This is a genomic window from Labrys monachus (assembly GCF_030814655.1).
GTDB lineage: Bacteria > Pseudomonadota > Alphaproteobacteria > Rhizobiales > Labraceae > Labrys > Labrys monacha.
This window is the reverse complement of the sequence record NZ_JAUSVK010000001.1, coordinates 4615632-4638339: the sequence shown is the minus strand read 5'-3', so window position 1 is coordinate 4638339 and position 22708 is coordinate 4615632. Positions and strand designations below refer to the sequence as shown.

Annotated in this window: 23 protein-coding genes; 14 read left to right on the top strand and 9 right to left on the bottom strand. The window is 67.8% G+C overall.

Annotated elements, in window-relative coordinates; genetic code table 11:
• The first annotated feature begins 29 nt into the window (after positions 1-29).
• The 6 genes from J3R73_RS21215 to J3R73_RS21190 all read left to right on the top strand — a co-directional run bounded on the left by J3R73_RS21215 (position 30) and on the right by J3R73_RS21190 (position 5220).
• Positions 30-1265, top strand: a complete 1236-nt coding sequence (locus J3R73_RS21215; RefSeq protein WP_307431519.1) for an ABC transporter substrate-binding protein — start codon at positions 30-32, stop codon at positions 1263-1265.
• Positions 1266-1458: 193 nt separating this feature from the next.
• Positions 1459-2193 carry an ABC transporter ATP-binding protein gene (locus J3R73_RS21210; protein WP_307431516.1) on the top strand — a complete coding sequence of 245 codons (735 nt, stop codon included), beginning with the start codon at positions 1459-1461 and terminating at the stop codon, positions 2191-2193.
• Positions 2194-2203: 10 nt separating this feature from the next.
• Positions 2204-2926: an ABC transporter ATP-binding protein gene (locus J3R73_RS21205; protein WP_307431514.1), complete on the top strand. Its 723-nt coding sequence runs from the start codon at positions 2204-2206 to the stop codon at positions 2924-2926.
• Positions 2926-3789 carry a branched-chain amino acid ABC transporter permease gene (locus J3R73_RS21200; protein WP_307431512.1) on the top strand — a complete coding sequence of 288 codons (864 nt, stop codon included), beginning with the start codon at positions 2926-2928 and terminating at the stop codon, positions 3787-3789. The genes J3R73_RS21205 and J3R73_RS21200 overlap by 1 nt, the downstream gene beginning before the upstream one ends.
• Entirely contained in the window at positions 3789-4748 is a 960-nt protein-coding gene (locus J3R73_RS21195; RefSeq protein ID WP_307431509.1) for a branched-chain amino acid ABC transporter permease, read from the top strand. Before J3R73_RS21200 ends, J3R73_RS21195 begins: the two co-directional genes overlap by 1 nt.
• A 217-nt stretch (positions 4749-4965) precedes the next feature.
• On the top strand, positions 4966-5220 hold the full coding sequence (locus J3R73_RS21190) for a hypothetical protein (protein WP_307431507.1): 255 nt from the start codon (positions 4966-4968) through the stop codon (positions 5218-5220).
• A gap of 103 nt (positions 5221-5323) precedes the next feature.
• Here the strand turns inward: J3R73_RS21190 and J3R73_RS21185 are convergent, their stop codons facing one another.
• Positions 5324-6367 carry an aldo/keto reductase gene (locus J3R73_RS21185; protein ID WP_307431504.1) on the bottom strand — a complete coding sequence of 348 codons (1044 nt, stop codon included), beginning with the start codon at positions 6365-6367 and terminating at the stop codon, positions 5324-5326.
• A gap of 124 nt (positions 6368-6491) precedes the next feature.
• Between J3R73_RS21185 and J3R73_RS21180 the strand changes: the two genes are divergently transcribed.
• From J3R73_RS21180 to J3R73_RS21160, 5 genes are all read left to right on the top strand, one after another.
• Positions 6492-7391: a LysR family transcriptional regulator gene (locus tag J3R73_RS21180; protein WP_307431501.1), complete on the top strand. Its 900-nt coding sequence runs from the start codon at positions 6492-6494 to the stop codon at positions 7389-7391.
• An 86-nt stretch (positions 7392-7477) separates the two neighbouring features.
• Positions 7478-8749 (top strand): cation:proton antiporter, encoded by a 1272-nt coding sequence (locus tag J3R73_RS21175; RefSeq protein ID WP_307431498.1) that lies wholly within the window; start codon positions 7478-7480, stop codon positions 8747-8749.
• Between the two features lie 95 nt (positions 8750-8844).
• A complete protein-coding gene (locus J3R73_RS21170; RefSeq protein WP_307431495.1) occupies positions 8845-10224 on the top strand; it encodes an FAD-binding oxidoreductase in 1380 nt (459 codons plus the stop codon).
• 298 nt (positions 10225-10522) lie between these two features.
• On the top strand, positions 10523-10732 hold the full coding sequence (locus tag J3R73_RS21165; RefSeq protein ID WP_307431491.1) for a cold-shock protein: 210 nt from the start codon (positions 10523-10525) through the stop codon (positions 10730-10732).
• Positions 10733-10851: 119 nt separating this feature from the next.
• Positions 10852-11097, top strand: a complete 246-nt coding sequence (locus J3R73_RS21160; RefSeq protein ID WP_307431488.1) for a hypothetical protein — start codon at positions 10852-10854, stop codon at positions 11095-11097.
• Position 11098: 1 nt separating this feature from the next.
• Here the strand turns inward: J3R73_RS21160 and J3R73_RS21155 are convergent, their stop codons facing one another.
• From J3R73_RS21155 to J3R73_RS21125, 7 genes are all read right to left on the bottom strand, one after another.
• Positions 11099-13114 (bottom strand): hybrid sensor histidine kinase/response regulator, encoded by a 2016-nt coding sequence (locus tag J3R73_RS21155; RefSeq protein ID WP_307431485.1) that lies wholly within the window; start codon positions 13112-13114, stop codon positions 11099-11101.
• Positions 13115-13313: 199 nt separating this feature from the next.
• The gene (locus J3R73_RS21150) at positions 13314-14546 is read right to left on the bottom strand and encodes an MFS transporter (RefSeq protein WP_307431481.1); all 1233 of its coding nucleotides are present in this window, start codon (positions 14544-14546) and stop codon (positions 13314-13316) included.
• Positions 14543-14869: a hypothetical protein gene (locus J3R73_RS21145; RefSeq protein ID WP_307431470.1), complete on the bottom strand. Its 327-nt coding sequence runs from the start codon at positions 14867-14869 to the stop codon at positions 14543-14545. The genes J3R73_RS21150 and J3R73_RS21145 overlap by 4 nt, the downstream gene beginning before the upstream one ends.
• A 2-nt stretch (positions 14870-14871) precedes the next feature.
• Complete coding sequence (locus tag J3R73_RS21140; RefSeq protein WP_307431467.1) at positions 14872-15435, bottom strand: isochorismatase family protein; 564 nt, start codon at positions 15433-15435, stop codon at positions 14872-14874.
• 42 nt (positions 15436-15477) lie between these two features.
• Positions 15478-15927, bottom strand: coding sequence for a MarR family winged helix-turn-helix transcriptional regulator (locus J3R73_RS21135; protein ID WP_307431464.1), 450 nt, complete (start codon positions 15925-15927; stop codon positions 15478-15480).
• Between the two features lie 71 nt (positions 15928-15998).
• Positions 15999-16544, bottom strand: coding sequence for a cupin domain-containing protein (locus J3R73_RS21130; protein ID WP_307431462.1), 546 nt, complete (start codon positions 16542-16544; stop codon positions 15999-16001).
• Positions 16545-16588: 44 nt separating this feature from the next.
• Positions 16589-17218, bottom strand: a complete 630-nt coding sequence (locus J3R73_RS21125; protein WP_307431460.1) for an NAD(P)-dependent oxidoreductase — start codon at positions 17216-17218, stop codon at positions 16589-16591.
• Positions 17219-17333: 115 nt separating this feature from the next.
• Here J3R73_RS21125 and J3R73_RS21120 point away from each other — a divergent pair, with 115 nt between their 5' ends.
• The 3 genes from J3R73_RS21120 (at position 17334) to J3R73_RS21110 (ending at position 21290) form a co-directional block, all read left to right on the top strand.
• Positions 17334-18212 (top strand): LysR family transcriptional regulator, encoded by an 879-nt coding sequence (locus J3R73_RS21120; protein ID WP_307431457.1) that lies wholly within the window; start codon positions 17334-17336, stop codon positions 18210-18212.
• Between the two features lie 172 nt (positions 18213-18384).
• On the top strand, positions 18385-18921 hold the full coding sequence (locus tag J3R73_RS21115) for a cytochrome b (protein ID WP_307431455.1): 537 nt from the start codon (positions 18385-18387) through the stop codon (positions 18919-18921).
• 128 nt (positions 18922-19049) lie between these two features.
• Positions 19050-21290, top strand: a complete 2241-nt coding sequence (locus tag J3R73_RS21110; protein WP_307437574.1) for a heavy metal translocating P-type ATPase — start codon at positions 19050-19052, stop codon at positions 21288-21290.
• A 97-nt stretch (positions 21291-21387) separates the two neighbouring features.
• Here the strand turns inward: J3R73_RS21110 and J3R73_RS21105 are convergent, their stop codons facing one another.
• Positions 21388-22641, bottom strand: coding sequence for an MgtC/SapB family protein (locus J3R73_RS21105; protein ID WP_307431451.1), 1254 nt, complete (start codon positions 22639-22641; stop codon positions 21388-21390).
• Positions 22642-22708: the final 67 nt, after the last annotated feature.

Here is a 22708-nt window from a genome sequence, read left to right as displayed (position 1 = left end):
CCAGAGACCGTCAGAAGGGGAACTATCCGATGATCGCAAGGAAGATACTGGGTGCTCTCGCGCTCGGCGTTTCGATATATGGCATCCTGGTCGGCGCCGCGCAGGCCGACATCATCAAGCTCGGCGTGCTCGCGCCCGTCACCGGCAAGGCGGCCTCCGACGGTGAGGACGCAGTGCGCGGCGTGAAGATGGCGGTGGACGACCTCAACAAGGCCGGCGGCATCGGCGGCAACACGTTCGAAGTGGTGGTCGGCGATGTCGGCGAAGCCAGCTCCGACGCCGTCGCCACCGCCGCCGAGCGCCTGCTGGGCGACCGGGCGATGGGCGCCATCTTCGCCAATTATGCCTCCGGCACCAATTTCGAGATCGAGATGATGGCCGAGCAGGACATGATCTACATGGTCTCCGCCAATTCGCAGCAGACCAAGGACATCATCAGTCCGAAGCCGCAGGATTTCGGCACCGTCTGGTCGCTCACGCCGTCCTATGACGGCTACAACACCGAGATCGTGCCCGTCATCGACAGCCTCGTGGCAGCCGGCAAGCTGAAGCTGCCGAACAAGAAGGTGGCGATGATCGCCTCGGACAATCCCTATTCGAAGGGCATCGCCGAGGGCATGGTCAAGGCGTTCAAGGCGGCGGGCTGGCAGATCACGCAGGACGACCTGCTGCCCTTCGGCGAGATCAACGACTGGCGCTCCTTCCTCGCCAAGGTGCGGCAGGACCCGCCGGCCCTGCTGATCAACACCGACTATGTCTCCTCCAATGCCGCGACCTTCATGACTCAGTTCATGGAGAACCCGACGGACAGCCTCGTCTTCATCCAATATGCGCCGTCCGTTCCCGAATTCCTCAAGCTCACCAAGGAGAAGTCCTCCGGCATCGTCTACAACATGCTCGGCGGCATGCTGCCGCCCGCGAGCAATCCGCGCGCCGACGAACTCGTGAAGAAATACGAGGGGACCTATCATAACGAGCCGGGCAGCGCCGCCGTCATGCTCTACGAGCAGGTGATGATCTATGCCGATGCGCTCAGGAAGGTCGGCGATGCCACCAAGCATGACGATATCGGTGCCGCCATCGCCAAGACCGACAAGATGACCGCCGTCGGCCGCGTCGCCTTCGATCCGGCGACCCATCTGACCGTGCAGGACAACGAGCACGTGCCGATCCAGTTCTACCAGATCCAGGACGGCAAGCGCGTGATGTTCTATCCGCCGCAATACAGGACGGGCGACTTCGCCCAGCCTTCCTGGATGAAGTGACGGTCCGTCCTCCCAGCCTTCCGAGTGTCCGTCATGTCGGGCGAGCCGCGTCGCGGCGAGGGAAGGGGGGCCATGGGCCGGGACGCCGCTCCATGCCATGATCCTCTTCCCCCGCCTGACATGACCGCATGGAATTCAAACAGGTTTTGACACCTCTCCCGCCGCGTTCCCCCGCAGGCCCGATCGGAGCACGATGACCACACCCATCCTCAGCGCGACGAACGTCTCCAAATCCTTCGGCGGGCTCAGGGCCGTCCGGGACGTGTCGTTCGAGGTCCGCCCCGGCGAGATGTTCGGCATCGCCGGGCCGAACGGTTCGGGCAAGAGCACGCTCTTCAACATCATCACCGGCATTCCCTTCGGACCGACGTCCGGCGAGGTGCGTTTCAAGGGCGAGCGCATCGACGGCAGGCCGGCCTATGCCATCGCGCGGGCGGGCCTGTGCCGCACCTTCCAGAAGGACGCCGAGTTTCCCGATCTCAGCGCGGCCGATTCGCTGGAGATCAGCGCCGTCTACAACGGCCGCGTCGACCGCCGCACCGCCGCGAGGCGGGCGGACGAGGCCTTCGCTCTCGTCGCCTTCGACGGCGGCCGCCGCGACATGCTCTCCTCCGAATTGTCGGTGTTCGAGAAGAAGCAGCTGATGATCGCCTCGGCCCTGGTGTCGCGCCCGGCGGTGCTGATGCTGGACGAGCCCGCCTCGGGGCTGACGCGGCCGGAGATCGAGCAGCTGGACGCGCTGCTCCGCAACGTCAATGCGTCGGGGGTGACGATCCTCCTCATCGAGCATGTGCTCGCCCTGCTGCTGTCGGTGTCGCAGCGCCTGTTGATCCTCAACCAGGGCGAGGTGCTGGCCGAAGGCGAGCCCTCGGCCGTGGTGCGGCGCCCCGACGTCGTCGAAGCCTATCTCGGCAAGAGGTCGCAATGACGAGGTCGCAATGACACCGCTCCTGACCGTCGAGAATGTCGGCGCCGGCTATGGCGCCATCACCGTGCTGCGGGGGCTCTCCCTCCATGTCGGGCCACATGAATCCATCGGCCTGTTCGGTCCCAACGGGCATGGCAAGACGACGCTGCTGCGCGCGATCTCCGGGCTGCTGAAGGTCTCCACCGGCCGCATCACCTTCGCCGGCGCCGACATCACCAACCAGCGCCCGGTGAGGACGGTCGATGCCGGCCTCATCCATTCCCCGCAGGGCAACACGCTGTTCGGGGACATGGCGATCGGCGAGACGCTGGAGCTCGCCGCCTTCGGCCCGCGCGTGCGTCCGGGCCGCAGCGAGCGCCTCGACCAGGTCCTGACGCTGTTTCCCCGGCTGGCGGAACGCCGCCGGCAGCTCGCCCGGACGCTCTCGGGCGGCGAGCGGCAGATGCTGTCCATCGGCTGCGCGCTGATGTGCGCGCCGCGCCTCCTGATGCTGGACGAGCCGACGCTCGGCCTTTCGCCGCGGCTGAAGCAGGAACTCGCCGAAGCCATCGGCAAGATCGCGCAGGCCGGCGTGCCGCTCGTCGTCGTCGAGCAGGACGTGGAGTTCCTGCTGTCGCTGACGGACCGTCTCTACATGATCGAGCATGGCAGCGTGGCGCGCGAGATCGACCGTGCCCACCCGATCGACCATGACGAGGTGATGCAGCTTTACTTCGGCGGAGAGGCGCACTGATGGCATCCATGGCGGCGATCCTCGTCTCGGGCGTCCTGCTCGGCTCGCTCTATGCCCTGATGGCCAGCGGCCTCAGCGTGGTATGGACGACGCTCGGCGTCTTCAACTTCGCCCATGGCGCCCTGATGATGATCGGCGCCTATGTCGCCTGGACGGTCAGCGAGCCTGCGGGGCTCGGGCTGATCCCCGGCATCGTCGCCGGCACGGCTGCTGCGGCCCTTTGCGGCGTGCTCATCGAATATCTCCTGGTGCGGCCATTCTACGGCAGCCGGCACATGCTGCTCGCCACCTGCATGACGACGCTTGCCGGCATGATCGTGCTGGAGAAGGGCGCGCAGATCGTCTGGGGCGCGCGGCTGAAGCAGCTGCCGCGCCTGGTCGGCGGCGACGTCTCGATCTTCGGCGCCACCATCTCCGCGCATGAGGCGCTGATCGTCGTGCTCGCCCCCGTCGTGCTCCTCGCCTTGTGGCGCTTCACCGTGGTGACCAACCGGGGCCGCAGCCTGCGTGCCGTCGGGCAGAACCAGGATGCCGCCGCCCTGATCGGCATCGACGTGCCCGTCGCCTTCGCCACCGCCTTCGGGCTCTCGGCGGCCCTGGCCGGGCTGACGGGGGCGCTGCTCGGGTCCATCCGCTTCATCACGCCGGAGATGGGGTCCGGGCCCCTGGTCAAGGCGATGATCGTCGTCATCTTCGGCGGGCTCGGCAGCCTCGGCGCGACGGCGGGCGCCGCCTATGTGATCGGGCTCCTGGAAGCGGTCCTGGTGTTCTGGGTCGGCCTCTACTGGACCCCCTTCATCCTGTTCGTGCTGATGATCGTCGTTCTCGTCTTTCGGCCGAACGGCCTGTTCGGGAGGTCATGATGCCGCGCGCCGTCCGTCTCCTGCTGCCGCTCGCCGTGCTGCTCGCGCTGGCCCTGGCGCCGCTCGTCGCCACCGACAGCTATACGCGGCATCTGTTCATCGTCGCCTTCGTGTTCGCCGTCGTCGCGTCGAACTGGAATCTCAGCCTCGGCTATTGCGGCGTGTTCAATTTCGGCCATCTCACCTTCTTCGGCGTCGGCGTCTACACGGCCGCGATCGGTGCCAAGACCTTCGGCATCGATCCTTGGCTCGCCATCCCCTGCGGCGGCGTCACCGCGGCGGTGACCGCCTTCCTGATCGCCACGCCGGTCGCCCGTCTCAAGGGCATCTATGTGGTGCTCGTCACCTTCGCCTTCAGCCAGCTCGCCCTGCAGCTGGTGCTGAGCCAGTCGCAGATCACCGGCGGCGGCGAAGGCATGGTGCGCATTCCCTTCCTGCAGCTCGGCGGCTACAGCTTCATCCGCGACTTCAAGCTCGGCTACTATTATGTCGCGCTCGCCCTGCTGGTGCTGTCGACCCTGTTCCTGCGCGCCGTCACCGCCTCGCCCTTCGGCAAGTCGCTGAAGGCGGTGCGCGACGCCCAGGACTATTCGGCCGCGCGCGGCATTTCGGTTCCCCGCCAGCGCGTCATGGCGCTCGTCCTCAGCGCCATCTTCACCGGCATCGCGGGCGGCTTCTATGCGATCTATCTGCGGGTGGCCTCGCCCGACGTCTTCGGCTTCGGCACGACCTCGCTGGTGCTGTCGATGGTGTTGCTGGGCGGGGCCGGCAACCTTTACGGCCCGATCGCGGCCGCTCTGGCGCTGACTTTCGTGACGGAGACGCTCGCCGGCTTCCAGGGCTTCGAGGAAGCGCGGTTCATCGTCGTCGCGGTCGTCATCGTACTCATCCTGCGCCTTGCCCCGGGCGGCATCCTCACTCTGCTCGACCGCAGCCAGCGCCGCGGCCTGCAGCGATAGCGGCATCGCGGCCGCCTCATGAAGGATTTATGACCGCTCGCGCCGATTCGCCGGCCTGTGGAAAGGCGGGGGATAGCGGGTATAAAAGTTAATTTTCCATGACGCGCCGCGCATGTCGCCTGTATCATGGAACCGTCGCGCTGGCAGGGCCTCCACGAAAGGAACGCTTCGTCGAAGCCACTCTTATTTTACGTCGCGTCCGGGGAATTACGTACAGATGAAAGTCACTATCAGGCAAAAGAAAGAGCTGCAGCTTGAAGCCAAGCTCGAAACTGTCGTATCGGATGAATTTATAAGATTTTATTACTCGAATCCGAACGCCTTGTTGAAATATATCGAGGAAGAGCGGGAAGATTTGTTGATGGTGGCCGATTGGGGCGCCCGGACGAAACTTCCCGTCGAAACCCTCTGCGAGAGCGAGCGCTATCAGCTCGTGGTGGCGGGAGAGCCGGTGCGCAGGCGCTTCGGCTAGCCGTCGCCGCCGCCGCATGCGTCATGTTGCCTCATCCGCCGGACGGCGGACGGGGCGGACGCGCTGCGACGGCAACGGCTACGCCCTCACGCGGCCTCTTCCCTCACGCGTCGGCCTTCTTGGCGGGGGCGGGCACGCGCCCGGCGCCCTGGCGTTCGAGCATCCAGCCGGGATATTCGGACGGCAGCGCGCTGACGCTGTCGAGGCGCTCCATTTCCTCCGCCGTGAGGTCGACGCGGATCGCCGCCAGATTGTCGTCGAGCTGCTCCGTCGTCTTGGCCCCGATGATCACCGACATGACGAAGGGCTTGGCGAGCACATAGGCGAGGGCGATGCGGGCGACCGAAACGCCGTGAGCGTCCGCGATCTCCCGCATGGCATCGACGCAGTCGAAGGCCCGCGCGCGATTCACCGGCGGGAAGTCGAACGAGGCACGGCGGGCGCCGTCCGGGCCCTCGCCGTCGCGGCTGTATTTGCCGGAGAGCAGCCCGCCGGCGAGCGGGCTCCAGACCATCAGGCCGAGCTTTTCAGCCAGGAGCAGGGGCGCGATCTCGCGTTCCAGGTCGCGGCCCGCGATCGTATAATAGGCTTGGAGCGTGACGGGACGCGTCCAGCCTTTGCTGTCGGCGATGCCGAGCGCCTTCATGATCGTCCAGGCGGACCAGTTGGACACGCCGACATAGCGCACATGTCCCTGGCGCACGAGATCGTCCAGCGCCTGCACCGTTTCCTCGATCGGGGTCAGCGGATCGAAGCCATGGATCTGGTAGAGGTCGATATAGTCGGTTCCCAGCCGCTTCAGGCTCGCCTTCACGCCTGCCATGATGTGCCCGCGCGAGGCGCCCCGGTCGTTGGGGCCGGCGCCGGTCGGGCCGTAGACCTTGGTCGCCAGGACGATGTCGGCGCGCCCGCGTCCCGAATTGGCGATGGCACGCCCGGTGATCTCCTCCGACAGCCCTTCCGAATAGACGTCGGCGGTGTCGATGAAGTTGACGCCGGCGTCGAGCGCCCGGGCGACGATGTCGTCGGCCACCCCCTGGTCGAGGCTGCCGATGGCGGTCCAGAAGCCCTTGCCGCCGAAGGTCATGGTGCCCAGGCAGATCTCCGAGACGAGAAGCCCCGTGCCGCCGAGTGTCTTGTAGCGCATATGTCCGCTCCTGTGGATGGTCGCATCCCTTAGCTAGGCACCCCGTTTGTTCAGGATAAGCGAGGCTGCGTTCCATACCGTGTTCAGCCACGCTATATTATCGCGCTCTCGCAGCGGGAACAGCATGGCGCGCACCGATCCCTTCGACGGCCTTTCCGAATTCCTGGCGATCGCCCGCTGCGGCAGCTTCCGCCGCGCGGCCGCCGAGCTCGGGGTCACGCCGGGCGCCGTGAGCCAGGCGCTGCAGGGCCTGGAGGCGCGGCTCGGCCTGCCGCTTTTCCATCGCACGACGCGCTCGGTCGCGCTGACCGAAGCGGGGGAGCGCCTGCTCGGACAGATCGGCCAGCCCGCCGAGACCATCACCGCCTCCCTCGACGATCTCGTGCAGCTCGGCGTGAAGCCGGCCGGCACGTTGCGCCTGCTCGTGCATCGGATCGCACTGCCGCATGTCCTCGAGCCGGTGCTGCCCGGCTTCCGGCAGGCCTATCCGGACGTGAAGGTCGAGATCACCGTCGACGACACCCATGCGCCGATCGTCGCCGGCGGCTACGATGCCGGCATCCGTATCGGGGAATATATCGACCGCGACATGCTCGCCGTCCGCGTCACCCCGCCCTTCGCCTGGGTGGTGCTCGGCGCGCCGGGCTATTTCGAGAGGCGCGGACGGCCGTATCTGCCCGAGGATATCGCGCGGCACGACTGCATCCGCTACCGGCGCCCGGATGTCGGCGACGTCTATCGCTGGGAATTCCAACGCGACGGCCAGGCGCTGTCCATCGAGCCGCCCGGCGGCGTCGAGGTCAACGATGCGGGCCTGCTCAGGGCCCTTGCCCGGCAGGGCATGGGCCTCGCCTACACATCGAGCCTGCAGGCGCAGGCCGAACTCGCCGAGGGCACGCTGGAGCCCGTCCTCCAGGCCTTCGCTCCCGCCCGGGACAGCCTGTTCATCTGCTTTCCGAGGGCCAGCCGTCGCCAGCCGAAGCTGCGCGCCTTCGTCGCCGCCTGCCTGCGCGCTACGCGCTGAGGCGATGTGGACACCCGGCGGGCTTTCCGCATTGTGTCCCGTCGCCACCGTCTATCCCGATTCCCGTGGCCAGCTTGCGAGGCTCCATGTCGGCACTTTCCCTCATCGCCATCCTGCTCTGCCTCGCCTCCGTCTTCGGCTTCGTCAATTACCGATTCCTGCGGCTGCCGAGTTCCATCGGCCTCATGATCGTCGCCCTGTTCGCCTCGCTGTGCGTCGTCTGCCTCGACATCCTGCTCCCGGCCCTGGACTTGCGAAGCTGGTCGCAGCAGGTGCTCGGCATCAAGGACCTGCCGAATACCTTCCTCAACGGCGCGCTGTCCTTCCTCCTCTTCGCGGGCGCGCTGCAGGTGGACATGGCTGCGCTCTGGAACCGCAAGCTCACCGTGTTCTTGCTGGCGACCTTCGGCGTCGTCATCGCCACCGTGCTGTTCGGCGTCGGCATGTGGCTCGTCTTCGGGCTCGTCGGAGCGGCGGTGCCGCTGTCCTGGTGCATCGTTCTCGGCGCCATTCTGGCGCCGACCGATCCGATCGCGGTCGCCGGCGTGCTGGCCAGGATCGGACTGCCGAAATATCTGCAGGCGGTGATGGCCGGCGAAAGCCTGTTCAACGACGGGATCGGGGTCGTGCTGTTCACCGGCGCGCTGGCGGTCGCCTCGAAGGGCGAGCTGATCTCGCCGGCCGGCATAGAGCTCGATTTCGCCCGGGAGATCGGCGGCGGGCTGGCGATCGGGGCGGTCACCGGCTGGATCGCCTATCAGGCCATGCGCCGCATCGACGAATACATTCTCGAGATCACCATCTCGCTCGCCCTCACGGCCAGCACCTATGCACTGGCGAACGCCCTCGGCGCCTCCGGCCCGATCGCGGTCGTGGTCGCAGGCCTGCTGATCGGGAGCAGGGCGCGGCGCCGTGCGATGAGCGAGACCACGAGGCAGAACCTCACCTTGTTCTGGTCGGTGATCGAGGAAATCCTCAACGCGCTGCTGTTCCTCCTGCTGGGCTTCGAAGTGCTCGGCCTGCGTTTCGAGCCCTATTCCCTGCTCGCGGCGGTCCTGGCGGTGCCGCTGGCGCTGGCGGTTCGGGCCGTGAGCGTGATCGTTCCCATCTACTGGCTGCATGCCCGCAATCCGAACCGCTGGCCGGGCGTCGCTGTGCTCACCTGGGGCGGACTGCGCGGCGGCATCTCCGTCGCCCTTGCGCTCAGCCTCCCATCCGTCGCATGGCAGGCCGACATCCTGTTCGTTTGCTACGGCGTGGTGCTCTTCACGATCCTGGTTCAGGGCCTCACGATCGAGCGCGTGATCGGCTACCTCTATCCGGAGCCTCGCAGCTCCGGCGCCCATGACGATCGATGACGTCGGCGGAGGACCGAAAGCGGCGGGTCCGCCGGAGCGGATCGCCGGCGCGAGATGCGACAGGAATTGGAACGAATGACGTCGACGGAGCATCCATGACAGATATCACCGCTTCGCTTCGCGGCATCGTCGGAGCGCGGCATGTCCGCACGGGGGACGACATCCCCGCGCGCAGCCGAGCCGACGCCGCGGAGATTCCTCCCTGCCCGCCGCGGGCGGTCGTCCTGCCGGCCGACACCGGCGAGGTCGCCGAGGTCCTGCGACTCTGCCATGCGCTGGGGCAGCCGGTGGTCGTCCAGGGCGGCATGACCGGCCTGGCCGGCGGCGCGCAGCCGAGACCGGGCGAGATCGCGCTTTCGCTGGAGCGCCTCGACGGGGTGGAGGATGTCGATGTCGTCGGCCGGACGATGCTGGTGCGTGCGGGAACGCCGCTCTCCACGGTGCAGGCGGCGGCCGCTGAGGCCGGCCTGTTCTACGGCGTCGATCTGGGCGCTCGCGGCAGCTGCACCATCGGCGGCAACGTCGCCACCAATGCCGGCGGGATTCAGGTCCTGCGTTACGGCATGACCCGCCGCAACGTGCTCGGCCTCGAAGCCGTCCTCGCCGACGGCACGGTCGTCACCGGCCTCAACACCCTGCCCAAGAACAATACCGGCTATGACTGGACGCAGCTGATGATCGGCAGCGAGGGCACGCTCGGCGTGGTCACGCGGGTCTCGCTCGCGCTGCAGCTCCAGCCGGCGCCGCCGCAGGCTGCCCTGTGCGCATGCGCGAGCGTCGATCACGCCTATGCCGTGCTGGATGCGATCGACCGCCGCTTTCCCGGGCGGCTGATGGCCTTCGAGGCGATGTGGCGCGAATATATGGATGTCACCCTGCGCATGGCGACGCAGCGCAGGCCGTTCGCGGAAACACCCGAGATCACGGTGCTGGTCGAAGTGGCCCTCGGCGAGGGCGACGCCGCGCAGGCGGCCTTTTCCGACGCCCTGGGCGAGCTTGCCGAGGCGGGATCGATCGGCGACGCGCTGATCGCCCAGTCCCTGCGGGACCGGCAGGATTTCTGGGCCTATCGCGAGGCGAATTACGAATTCCATCGCTTCATGCCGAAGGCCACGCATTTCGACATCAGTGTCGCGCCCGGGCGCATGGCGGCAGCGATCGACATGCTGCGGTCGAGGCTGGAGGCCGCTCGCCCCGGCACCATCCTCGTCGCCTTCGGCCACCTCGCCGACTGCAACCTGCATCTGGCGGTCTATCCGCCCGACGAGCATCAGGAGGCTGAAATCGCCGGGATCGTCTACGGCATCGTCGGCGACCTCCGCGGCAGCATCTCGGCCGAGCACGGCATCGGCGTCCTCAAGCGGCGTTATCTGGGGCTCAGCCGGTCGCCCGCCGAACTCGACCTGATGCGCCTCCTCAAGCGCGCGCTCGACCCCGCCGACATCCTCAACCGCGAACGCGTCCTGCCCCCGTGACGGGCGGCCGAGGCGGGCGGTTCCGACAGGCCCCGGCGCATGATGGCGCTGCGGGGCGGATTCGGACGATTGCGGCGCGGATGCCTTTCGCGCCCGCGCGGGCCCATGCCTGCCGGCCTGCCCGAAAGGCGCCTTGTTTCCAACACGGTTCCCGGATAGAAGTAAAATATCGATCTTGCTGGTTGAACTTTGTCTCAGTGCCGCGGCGCCTTGGCGATCTTTCCTCTCAAAATCGACTGAATGTCTGCTGTGCCGAGTATGGCCGACACATTTCTATCAGCGGTTGAAGGGAATCGTCATGAATACGGGAACCGTAAAGTTCTTCAATTCCACCAGGGGTTTTGGCTTCATTCAGCCGGACAGCGGTGCGTCGGATGTCTTCGTGCATATCTCCGCCGTCGAAAGGGCTGGCATGAGCACGATCGTCGAGGGGCAGAAGCTGAGCTTTGACATCGTCAAGGATAATCGTTCCGGCAAGACCACCGCGGAGAATCTCCAGGCGGCCTGAGTTCTCGTCTTTTCTTCGACCCGTGACACCGGATGGACCGGCACAGATTGTAGGATCGGCAGAGGGCCGGGCTGTGGCCCGGCTTTTTCTTTGAGTGTTCGCAAGGAGATCGATGCAACATGACCGGCGGTATCGTTACGGAAAATCCGGTTCGTACCACACGCACCAAGTCGGAAGCCAAGGCGCAGATCACCGACAGCGCCGCCCGCGAGATCGTCAAGGCGGAGGTTGACCGCCGGGAGCTCAAGACGCGCCAGCTCAGGGAGGCCCGCCTGCTGCTGGAAGCCCAGCAGGTCGAGGAGGCTCCGCCGAAACGCCGTGTGAAGAGCACCGCGCGCATGGCCGGCAGCCGCGCCGGCCGCTGATTCATCGCGTGATCGCGGCGACGGCCCGGGCGAGATCCTGCTGCGAGAAGGGTTTTGCCAGCCGTCCCGCAAAACCGGTGCTTCCCTCCGGAAGGTCGGCATAGCCCGTCACGATGATCACCGGCAGGCCGGGGCGGCGCTGCCCGATCACGGCGCTCATCTGCACACCCGTCATCTTCGGCATGCCCTGATCGGAGATGACGAGGTCGATGCTCGGATCCGTGTCGATGATGGCCAGCGCCTCTTCAGCCGAGATCGCGTCGCGCACCTTGTGGCCCATGTCTTCCAGCATGGCGACGGTGTTCATCAGCACGAGGCTGTCGTCGTCGACTGCAAGGATGACCAGCTGGTTTTGGGCGGACGCGGTCTGGGTCTCGTCCGACCGGGCGCCGTCCGCGCCTTGCGCGGGGCCGTCCTCGGCGACGGGCAGCCAGAGCCTCACCGTCGTTCCCTCGCCGAGCCGGCTTTCGATCTGCAGCTTGCCGCCGGACTGCGCGACGAGGCCGTCCGCCATCGACAGGCCGAGGCCGGTGCCCTTGCCGATGTCCTTCGTCGTGAAGAACGGCTCGGTGACCCTGGCGAGCGTGGCTTCATCCATGCCGTGGCCCGTATCGCCGACTTGCAGGCAGCAATAGACGCCAGGGTGCAGTCCTGTCGGATGATCGACGCCGATGCTCTCCTGATGCGCCGAGATGGTGATGGTACCGCCTTTCGGCATGGCGTCGCGGGCATTGAGGGCGAGGTTGAGGATCGCCGTCTCGAGCTGGGAGAGGTCGCTCAGGACGGGAGGCAGGCGAGGGGGGAACCTCGAGACCAGCGACACCGCCGGGCCGATGGATTGCTCGATCAGGTCACGCATGCCGCTGACGAGCGCCGCGATGTCGACCGGCTCCTGCTTGAGTTCCTGGCGTCTGGCGAAGGCGAGCATCCGCTGGGTCAGGAGCGCGCCCCGCTTGGCGGCGAGGATCGCATTGTCGGCCAGGGCCAGCATGCGCCGGTCGTCGGGAAGGCGTTTGCGCAGCAGTTCCAGGCTGCCGAGGATCGCCATCAGCAGGTTGTTGAAGTCATGCGCCGCGCCGCCGGTGAACTGGCCGATCGCCTCCATCTTCTGCGACTGGCGGAGCCGCGCCTCGGCGTTCCGCCGCTCGGTGATGTCTTTCGTCACCTTGGCGAAGCCGATGATCTCCCCGCGGTCGTAGATGGCGTCGATGACGACGCTCGCCCAGAAGCGGCTGCCGTCCTTGCGGACGCGCCAGCCCTCGGCTTCGAAGCGCCCCTCGCGCGTGGCCGTATTCAGTCCGCGCTGGGGCAGATGCGACTTGCGGTCCTTCTCGGTATAGAAGCGGGAGAAATCCTGGCCGATGATCTCCTGCGCCGAATAGCCCTTGATGCGTTCGGCGCCGGCGTTCCAGCTGATGACCCGCCCCGTCGGGTCCAGCATGTAGATGGCGTAGTCGGTGACGCTCCTGACCAGGAGTTCGAAGCGCCGTTCGCTGTCGCTCAGCCGGCCCAGAACGGCCGCCAGTTCGTCCGACCTCTGGCGGACCCTTCGCTCGAGCAGGTCGTTCGCTCTCTGGAGGTCGCGCTCGGCCATCGTGCGGGCCGTCACGTCGCGTGTGATGGCCAATTGCCCCACGGTTCCGTCATCGAGAGCAATCGGCGCCGCGTGGGTCTCCATATGTCGGCGCGTGCCCTTGAAGCCGATGATGTCGAACGTCCAGGCGAGATTCTCCCCCTTGCAGACGCGCTCGTGGTTTTCGCGCCACACGGCCCGATGCTCCGGTGCGATCAGCGCCATGAGGTCCGTGTCGCACGCCGTCTGCCAGTCGGGAGCCTCGATCATATCGAGGCCGGCCGCATTCATCCTCAGCAGGCGGCCGTCGCACCCCACGACCTTGATGCATTCGGGCGTGGTGTCGATCAAGGTGTTCAGGAATTCTCGATCGTCGCGCGGCTGCCGGTGCGCCTCGGCCTCGAAGGGCTCGTCTCCAGCGCCGGGACGCCCGCTTTGGACCATTGGGATCTCCTCGCCTGCTCGGGGTTACTCCTATAACGGCAACCGGGAACGAGAGGTCCCGCCTCTGCGGCCGGACGCACGAAAGTCGTTTCCTGCGCAGGTGGGAAATTCAGCTGCTCCATTTTCCTTACGACATCAAGTCTTCTCCGGCCGGCATCCCGGCCCTGCCGCAGGGCGCCGCGCCTGGGGCGCAGGCTTGTCAATGCCTGGATTGAAAGGCGCCGTGCCGGCCCGCAAGGTGGCGGAGGGCGACGAGGGCGGCGGCGAAGCCCGAGGCCGCGCCGATGCCCAGCGCCCAGCGAGGGCCGAAATTGTCGGCGACCCAGCCCACGATCGGCGCGCCGATGGGCGTTCCCCCGAGCGCGATGGCGACCCGTATCGCCATCACCCGTCCGCGCATCGCCGGTTCGGTCGAGAGCTGCATCAGGCTGTTCGTCGTGTTGGTGAAGGTCATCGCCGCGATGCCGACGACCACGAGAGCGCCGCCGAACAGCCAATAGCCGGGCGCGATCGCGGCGAGCGTGCAGCCCAGCCCGAACACGCCGGCGCCGACCGGCAGCGACACGAAACGCGGCCTGTCCCGGCCGGCGGCCAGCAGGGCCCCGGCGACCGTCCCCACGGCCATGACCGACGAGAGGAGCCCGAAGCCGCCGGCATCGGCATGAAAGACCCCGACCGCCATGGTCGAGATGAAGATCGGGAAATTCAGCCCGAACGTGCCGATCAGGAAGAGCATGATCAGGATCGTCCGCAGATCGGGACGATTCCAGACATAGCGGAACCCCGCGAGGAGACTTCCCTTGGCGCGGGAGGCCCTGGCGCTCGAATGAAGCGCATGCGTGCGCAGCAGGAAGAGAGAGCCGAGCACGGCGACGAAGGAGGCCCCGTTGATCACGAAGGCCCAGCCGGTGCCGATCGAGGCGATGACCAGGCCGGCGACAGCCGGGCCGACCATGCGCCCCGCGTTGAACGAGGTGGAATTGAGCGCGACGGCGTTCGGCAGATCTTCGTCGCCCACCAGCTCCGCGACGAAGGTCTGGCGCACCGGCGCGTCGAAGGCCGCCGCGCATCCGAACAGGAAGGCGAACACATAGACATGCCAGAGCTGGACGAGGCCGGTGACGGTGAGGACGCCCAATGCCAAAGCGAGCCCGCCCATCGTCGCCTGGGTGAGCATGAGGAGCTTGCGCTGGTTGAAGTGGTCGGCCGCAAAGCCGGTCCAGGGCAGGAGGAGAAGCTGGGGCCCGAACTGCAGCGCCATCACCACGCCGACGGCCGAGGCATTGTGCTGCGTGAGCTCGGTGAGAACGAGCCAGTCCTGAGCCGTGCGCTGCACCCAGGTTCCGACATTCGACACGAAGGCGCCGGCCGCCCAGAGGCGGTAATTGGCGTTTCCCAGCGAACGGAAGACGGCTGCAGCCGAAGCGCTCATCGCGCCTCCGGCGAATTGCCGCCGTGGAAGCGGCCGAAGAGGCGCGCCGACAGGAGGCCTATGAGGAGAACGCCGAGCCCGAGGGCGACGACATCCGGTGTCATTCGCAGGTCGAAATCGCCGTATCGGCAGAGAGCGTAGGCGATGACGAAGTTGAGAAAGCCCCAGAGCATGTTGACGGTGGACGAGGACAGGCCTTCGCCGGGCGGACTGGCGAACGGGCTCTGGAAGGGACGCCCGCTCACGCCCGCGACGAAATGGGGAACGGCATTGCAGAGAAAAGCGCCGCCGAAGAAGCAGGAGAGGAGATGAAGCCAGTTCATTCTCAAGCGCTCCTCTGCCCGAGCAGGCCGATGATCTCCTGCACCGTGCCCGTTTCGCCCAGCCGCGGGAAAACCTGGGCGATGCTGTACTCATGCGCCTCAGCCCGTGTGTCGGTCATGGCGTCGATGGCGAGGGTGACGTTGAACCCCTGCTCATAGGCCTGGCGCGCCGTCGCTTCGACGCCTGTCCCCGTGGCCACGCCGACGACCACGATTTGGGTGACGCCCCGCGCCTTCAATCGGGCTTCGAGATCCGTGCTGGCGAAGGCCCCCCATGTCCGCTTGGTCACGACGATGTCGCCGGGCTGGCGGTTGAGTTCGGGGATGAGGTCGGTAAATCCGGCGGGGAACGGTTCGCTGTGGCGCGGCCGCTCCGTCCGGCCCGGTGCCCCGCCCGCCACGTTGACGAGCACGACGGGAAGCCCGCGGGTGCGGAACGCATCGACCAGCTGGCGGGCACGGTTCACGACCTCGGCGATGGGATGCACGGTGGGATAGGCGACGATGCCCTTCTGGAGGTCGACGACGACGAGCGCCGTGTTCGGGTCGAGCGTGGTTACGGTCATGGTGTGTCCTTCTGAGTGGCGTGCGGGAAACGGCGGCTCGGATCAGGTGTCGACGAGCCGCTTGACGAGTTCGAGAGCGGCCGCCAGTTGCGCCTGCTCGGCGGCGTCGAGTTCTCGGCGGATGGCCCGGAACAGCCAATCCGCTCGCGCCGCGCGGCCAGCCTCGATCCGCTGGCGGAAGGCGGGGGTGAGAGACCAGATCGTCTTCCGTCCGTCCGACGGGTCGGGCTCGCCGCTGACCAGGCCGGCCGCCTCCAGCGCCGCAACCGTCGCGCCCATGGATTGCGGCCGTACCCCTTCGGCCTCGGCGAGCGCCGTCACGGTCGCCGGGCTCTGCTCCAGGCGGGCGAGCACCGACATTCGCGACGGGGGCAGATCGCCTAGGGAGGCCTGCTCGCGCAGCCTTCGTTTCAATTTGCCGATGAGCACGCGCAGATCGCCCGCCAGGGCGAGGGCGCGCGCATCGTCGGAACCGGCTGATTGCTCATTCATGCCGGAGCTGTATCATATAAGAAGGAAAACTGCAAAGTTTCCTTCTTATATTCTTTCGCGACAGCTATGCCTCATGCCTTGGCCATCTCGGTGCGGTATCGGGGCAGGAGCGCCTCGATCAGCCTGCCTTTCTCGGCCCGTTCCTGCGGGGTCGGCGCAGGCGGCGCCGAATTGCGGCTTTCGACGGGATCCCCGACCGCCATGAAGAATTCGTCCTGGCCAGCCGGCGTGCACATGCACAGCATGCGGGCCACGGACCCCGACACGTTCCGGAAGGCATGCGGGGCGTTGGCGGGAACATTGACGGTCGATCCCGCGCGCACGGTCAGCGATCTGCCGCGAAAGGTGAATTCGAGCTCGCCTTCGAGCAGCGTGAACATCTCTTCGAAGTCATGGCGATGCGCCGGGGGCCCGCCGCCGTCGGGCACGAGCATGTCGACCAGGCAATAGCGGCCGTCCGTCTGGGCGCCCGACACCAGGATCGTGTAGAGGCCGCCCGCGACCGCCACATGATGCGCATCGGGGGCGTCGGGATCGGCGACGGTCAAGGTGCGGCTGGGGTCGTCGGCCGGGATCGGGAGCGCAGGCGAAGAAGCGTCATGGGGGGAGCGGATCATTTCGGATCTCCTTGAGGGTCTTCACACGGAATTGCCGGCGCCCTTCACCAGGTGATGAGCGGTGTCTGGCGGAGCCATGTGTCGGCGGTCAGTTGCTGCACGACGAAATCGGCGACGTCGGCGCGCGCGATCTTGCCGCCATGCACGCCGGACAGGTCGGTCAGCGCACGGACGCGGCCGCGGGCCGGTTCGTCGTTGAGCACCGTCGGCCGGACGATGATCCAATCGAGCGCGCTGGCGCGGATCGCGTCCTCCTGGCGGTCCTTGTCTTGGTAGACCTTGCGCAGCAGCAAGGGGAGAATCAGCCGGTCATAGAGGAAGCCGCCATGGCCGCGGCTGTCGCCGGCGCCCATGCCGGTGATGCACACCAGCCGGCGGACCCCCTGCCGTTCCATCACGCCGACGAGCGCGCGCGTCGCCGTCGAGAGCGTGGTGACCTCGCGGAAGGGACTCATGGCGGTGCCCAGCGAACTGACGACCGCGTCGCAGCCAGCCATTGCACGGGTCAATGCCGCTTCGTCCAGGGCGTCGCCTTCGACGAGTTCGGCGCCCGCAAGGCCGGCGGCCCGGGCCTTCGAACGGACGAGGGCCACAACCTCATGCCCCTTTGCCAGGGCGTCGCGGACGATCAGGCGGCCGGTGCCGCCAGTGGCGCCCAATACCAGAATTTTCATGTCAGCCTCCACAGAATGAAGGGCATCGCCCCTCGCTGAGGGTGAATATAACTGTTCCATAAATGCGTGGAAGGTGCCAAAATGAAGACATTACGTCTCATTATTGGAACATCTGATGGACCTTCGCGCTCTCGCGGATTTCAATCTCGTGGCGACGCATGGCGGGCTCGGGCGGGCCAGCCGTGCCAGCGGGCAATCCAAGGCGACGCTCTCGCGGCATATCGCCGAATTGGAGGACAGCCTCGGCGTGCGTCTCCTGGAGCGTGGATCGCGCTCCTCGCCGCTGACCGAGGAAGGCGCGGCCCTGCATGCCCGTACCGAAGGCCTTCTGCGGGAGATCGCGGAAGCGGGCGAGACGGTCGGCGCCGGCATCGGCCGGCCGCGGGGCCGGCTGCGCGTCAGCGCGCCGATGCTGCTGTCCCACATCGCCCTCGGCCGTATCGCCGCGGAATTCTCCGCCGCCTACCCCGAGGTTCGACTCGAGATCACCGCGGAGGACCGCTTCGTCGATCCGATCGAGGAGGGCTATGATGTGGTCATCCGCATCAATCCGGCGCCCGACGACCGCCTGATCGGCCGCTGCTTCCTGAGGGACGAGATGATGGTGGTGGCGCCGCCCTCCATGGCTCGTCCGTCCTGCCTGCCGGGCAGGGCTCCGACGGTGCCGGCCGTCGTGCTGAGCACCACGGCTCCGGGTGCGACGTGGCGGATGAGGAGGGAGTCCGGATCGGAGGACCTGATGCCCGATCCGATCCTGCGGCTCTCCTCGCTCCTCATGGTGCGCGACGCGGTGCTGGCCAGGGCCGGGGCTGCCCTGCTGCCCCGATCCATGGTGGCGCGCGATCTGGCGGCTGCACGCCTTTCCTGCTGGGGCGTGGTGGACGACCGGCCGGTGGCTGCCTGGGCGCTCCATGTCTCGCGCAGGCTGGTGAGCAGCAGGGTCACCGCCTTCATCGAGGCGCTCGTCGCGGCCTTTCCCGATCAGAGGCTTTGAAGGTCGCCGCCGGCCTTCCGACCAGCGGAGCCTTCGACGCCCCCAGGGCAGGCCGGCGGCGCAAGGACGAAGCAGGGATCGCTCCGCTTCGCAGCCAGCCGTTGAGCCAGATCAAGAACAGCAATTGCCGCCTGTGCTTCGGTGAGGCATCAACTTACAGGCAGGTGAGACCATGTCGGGACCCGATCACTACGGAACGGTTGCTGTCATCCTTCACTGGGCGATCGCCCTGCTGATCGTGATCGCCTTCGGGCTCGGCTTGACGATCGACGCCTTCCCCGAGAGCTGGACCGGGGCCGTGGTGAACGTTCACGTTCTCGTCGGCCTGTCGGTGCTCGTCCTCAGCATCGTGCGGCTCGCATGGCGTCTCACGCACAGGCCTCCGCCGCTTCCGGATACGGTCGGAGCGCTCAGCCGGGGCGCCGCGGCGGTGATCCATGTCCTGCTCTACGTCTTGATGATCCTGATACCGGCGATCGGCATTCCGACGCTGCTCTTTCGGGGGCGCGGCATCGATTTCGGCCTGTTCCAGACCGGCTCGCCCTTCGCACGGACGCCGGAGATCTTTCGCCCGCTGACCGAGGTGCACGAACTCGCATCCTATGCGCTGATCGCCTTGGCGGCCGGCCACGCGCTCGCGGCGCTCTATCATCAATTCGCCGATCGCGACGGCGTGCTGCGGCGCATGCTGCCGCCCGCACACCGCTGAGCGCTTTGGGATTTTTCGCCGAAAGGGTGCGTTCTGCTCCGGGGAGGCAAGCCTTGCCGCTCGTCCATGCGTTGTCCCGGGGCTGGCACGCCGCCAAGCCCTTCCTCCTCCCTTTGCTCGCCGCAGCGCTGCTCGCCGGCGCGGTGGCCCTGTATGCGGGACAGGCCGGTCTTGCCGCATCGATCTGGGTGGCCGGCACCGCCGTGGTTCTCGCCATCCTCGTCGTCGACATCGTCGTCAGCCTGCGCCGGGGCGAGTTCGGCCTCGACCTCATCGCCGCCCTGGCGATGGCCGGTGCCCTGCTCTTCGGCGAGCACCTGGCCGGCATCATCGTCGCGCTGATGTTCACCGGCGGGGAGGCCCTGGAGGGGTTCGCCCAGAGACGGGCGCGGCGCGAGATGACGGCCCTGCTGAGCCGCATGCCGCGCACCGCCGCCCGCTACGCCCAGGGAGGCCTGCAGGAGGTCGCGCTGGCCGAGCTGGTGCCGGGCGACCGGGTGCTCGTACGCCGCGGCGAAGTCGTGCCGGTCGACGGTACGGTCGGGGCGGGCGTCGCCGTGCTCGACGAATCCGCCCTCACCGGCGAGGCCCTCCCGGTGCGGCGCAGGGTCGGCGAGCCCGTGATGAGCGGCGTCACCAATGCCGGCGACGCCTTCGATCTCAGGGCGGAGAGCGCCGCCGCCGACAGCACCTATGCCGGCATCATCCGGCTGGTCGAGGCGGCGCAGGAGGCGAAGGCGCCGATGGCGCGGCTGGCGGACCGTTTCGCGCTGCTGTTCCTGGCGCTGACGCTGGCGATCGCCGGCGGGGCATGGGCATGGAGCGGGGAGGCGGTCAGGGCCCTTGCGGTCATCGTCGTCGCCACGCCGTGCCCGCTGATCCTCGCCGTGCCGGTCGCGATCATCTCCGGCATATCGCGCTGCGCCAAGCGCGGGGTGATCGTCAAGGGAGGCGGGGCGCTGGAACGGCTCGCCGGGGTCAGGACGGTTCTCCTCGACAAGACCGGCACGGTCACGGACGGCCGCGCGCGCCTGATCGATATGAGGGTACGCGACGATCTCGATCCGACCGAGTTCCTGAGGCTCGCGGCCTCCCTGGACCAGGGTTCGCCCCATGTGGTGGCGCGGGCCCTCGTCGCCGCCGCGCGCGAGCGCGGCCTCGCGCTCGACACGCCGACCGATGTCCGCGAGGTGGCGGGATCGGGCGTCGCGGGGCGGGTGGGCGAGCGGGAGGTGCTCGTCGGCGGCTGGGATTTCGTCAGCGCGCAGGCTGCCTCTTCGCCGTTCTCCCGGGAGATCGGGGCCTGGATCCGGCGCGAGGGAACCGTGGCCGTCGTGGTCGCGGTAGACGGAACGATCGCCGGAGCCCTCCTGCTGGCGGACCAGGTCCGGCCCGAGGCCGGCACGGTGCTGCGCCACCTGCGCGATGCCGGCGTCCGGCGCATCGTGCTCGTGACCGGCGACCGGGCCGACCTCGCGGCGGGCGTCGCCGCCTTCCTGGGCGTCGACGACGTCCGCAGCGAGATGAAGCCCCAGGACAAGACCATGGCAGTGGAGGCGGAGCGGGCGAACGGCCCGGTCCTCATGGTGGGCGACGGCGTCAACGACGCCCCGGCTCTCGCCGCCGCCGACATCGGGGTCGCCATGGGCGCCCGCGGTGCGGCGGCCTCGTCGGAGGCGGCCGACGTCGTGATCCTGGTGGACCGGCTGGACCGGCTGGTCAGCGCGATGCGGATCGCCCGGCGCTCGCGCGCGATCGCCCTGCAGAGCGTCTATGCCGGCATGGGATTGTCGCTCCTCGGCATGGTCGCCGCCGCCTTCGGCTATCTGACGCCGGTCGAGGGAGCCTTGCTCCAGGAGGCGATCGACGTCGCCGTCATCCTGAACGCGCTGCGGGCGCTGGCCGGTCCGATCCGGATCCTCCGGCGAAGGGAAGCCGGCGAGGAGGACGTGCCGGCGCTCGAGGCCGAACACCGGACCCTCGGCGATGTGATCGACGACATCCGAGCCACCGCCGCACGCCTGCCGCATCTGCCGGGCCCGGATGTCCGGCAGGAGCTTGCGAGGCTGGACGGCGTGCTGCACGAACGGCTGCTGCCCCACGAAGAGCGGGACGAGCGCGTCTATGCGGGCCTGCGCCGGCGGAGCGGCGCGCGGGATGCCCTGGCGGGAATGAGCCGAACCCATATGGAGATCCAGCGCCAGGTCCATAACCTGGCCTCGCTGCGCGAGGCCTTGCCCGATGACGGCCCGGGCGAGGAGCAGCGCTACGAGATCGAGCGCCTGCTGCACGGCCTCGAAGCCATCACGCGCCTGCATTTCGCCCAGGAGGACGAAATCTACCGGTCGCTGGATGCTGACGGAGAATGAGGGCGGAGCGCGGCCCGGCAATCGAGGCCTCCGGCCGGCGACATCTCTCTGCGGTCCGGACGAGCCGATCGGCACCCGGCGCGGTTTCCCGCCCGCGTCAGAACGAGGGAAGCGACAGGAACACGGCGACGCCACCGGCTGCCGCCAGCATCGTCGTGGCGGCAAGGGGCAGCCAATAGGACGGTGGTCCGGAAAAAATCGCCAAAGCGAGACGTCCCAGCGCGTTTGCGGACAGCGCTCCGAGGACGGCCTCGCCGATCGTGTCGAGCGGCACGTTCAGGTCCTGGAGCCTGAGCGCGCTGAGGACGGCCACGTCGACATCGAACGTGCCGGACAAGACGGAGGTGGCGACGAGGCTGGCGCTGCCGAACCGGGCGACGAGGGCGGCACTGGCGGTCGCGACGACTGCGAGCAGCGCGGCGAACAACAGCAGGGTGCCCAGTTCGAACGGATTGCGGGACGTGTCGGATGCTTCCGACCCGTGGGTCCCGCGCATCAGGAGGATCGCACCGCCGGCGGCGAACACCGCCGCCGCCGCGATCGCGGCCGGGCCCATGATGCCGAAGGCAAGCGGCTGCACGATCAGCACGATTGCCGTGACCCTGAGAAGGGAGATCATCGCCGCGAGCGCGGCGGCGCCCGCCAGCGGACGCGCATCGCCTCCGGCCTTGGCGATGCGCGCAAACGCGATCGTCACGGCGGTCGAGGATACGAGCGCGCCCGCCAGCCCGCTGACGAGGAGACCTCTTGTCGGCCCGAGGATGCGAACCGCGATATAGCCGAGGAACGAGATGGCCGCGGTGAGCACGGTGAAGAGCCAGATTTCCCGCGGATTGAGCCCGCCCCAGGGGTCGATCGTGCGGTTCGGCAGCAAGGGCAGCACGATGGCGCTCATGACGACGAGGACGATGGCGGAACGCAGTTCGATCCAGGTGATGCGCCGCAGCAGGCCGTGCAGGAGGTCGCGGCTGGCCAGCACGCCGGCCAGGGCGGCACCGCCGGCGGCGGCCGCACGGTGATCGCCGGTCACCGCCAGGCCGCCGAGCGCGAAGACGCACAGGCCGGCGACGACGCCGGTGACGCTGAAATCGCGGTCATGCGCGGCTTCGTGCGCCTTGAACCAGGCGAGGACTGCGGCAAAGCCGATGAAGCCGGCGGCAAAGACATAGGCCGCGCCGAGCGCCGCCGCGAGAGCGGCGAACAATCCGCCGAGCAGGCCGGAAATACCGTAGGTCCGGATGCCGGCGGTGCGGCTTCCGGCCGGCTCGGCGCGCTCGCGCCATCCGCGCTCGACGCCGACCAGCAGGCCGATGGCGAGCGCCAGGCCGAGACGCAGGATCATCTCATCCATGTCGACCGCCATGACGCCTCGATGGGAAATATCTGCCGCGCGGGCTTCAGACCGACCCATCGGATGT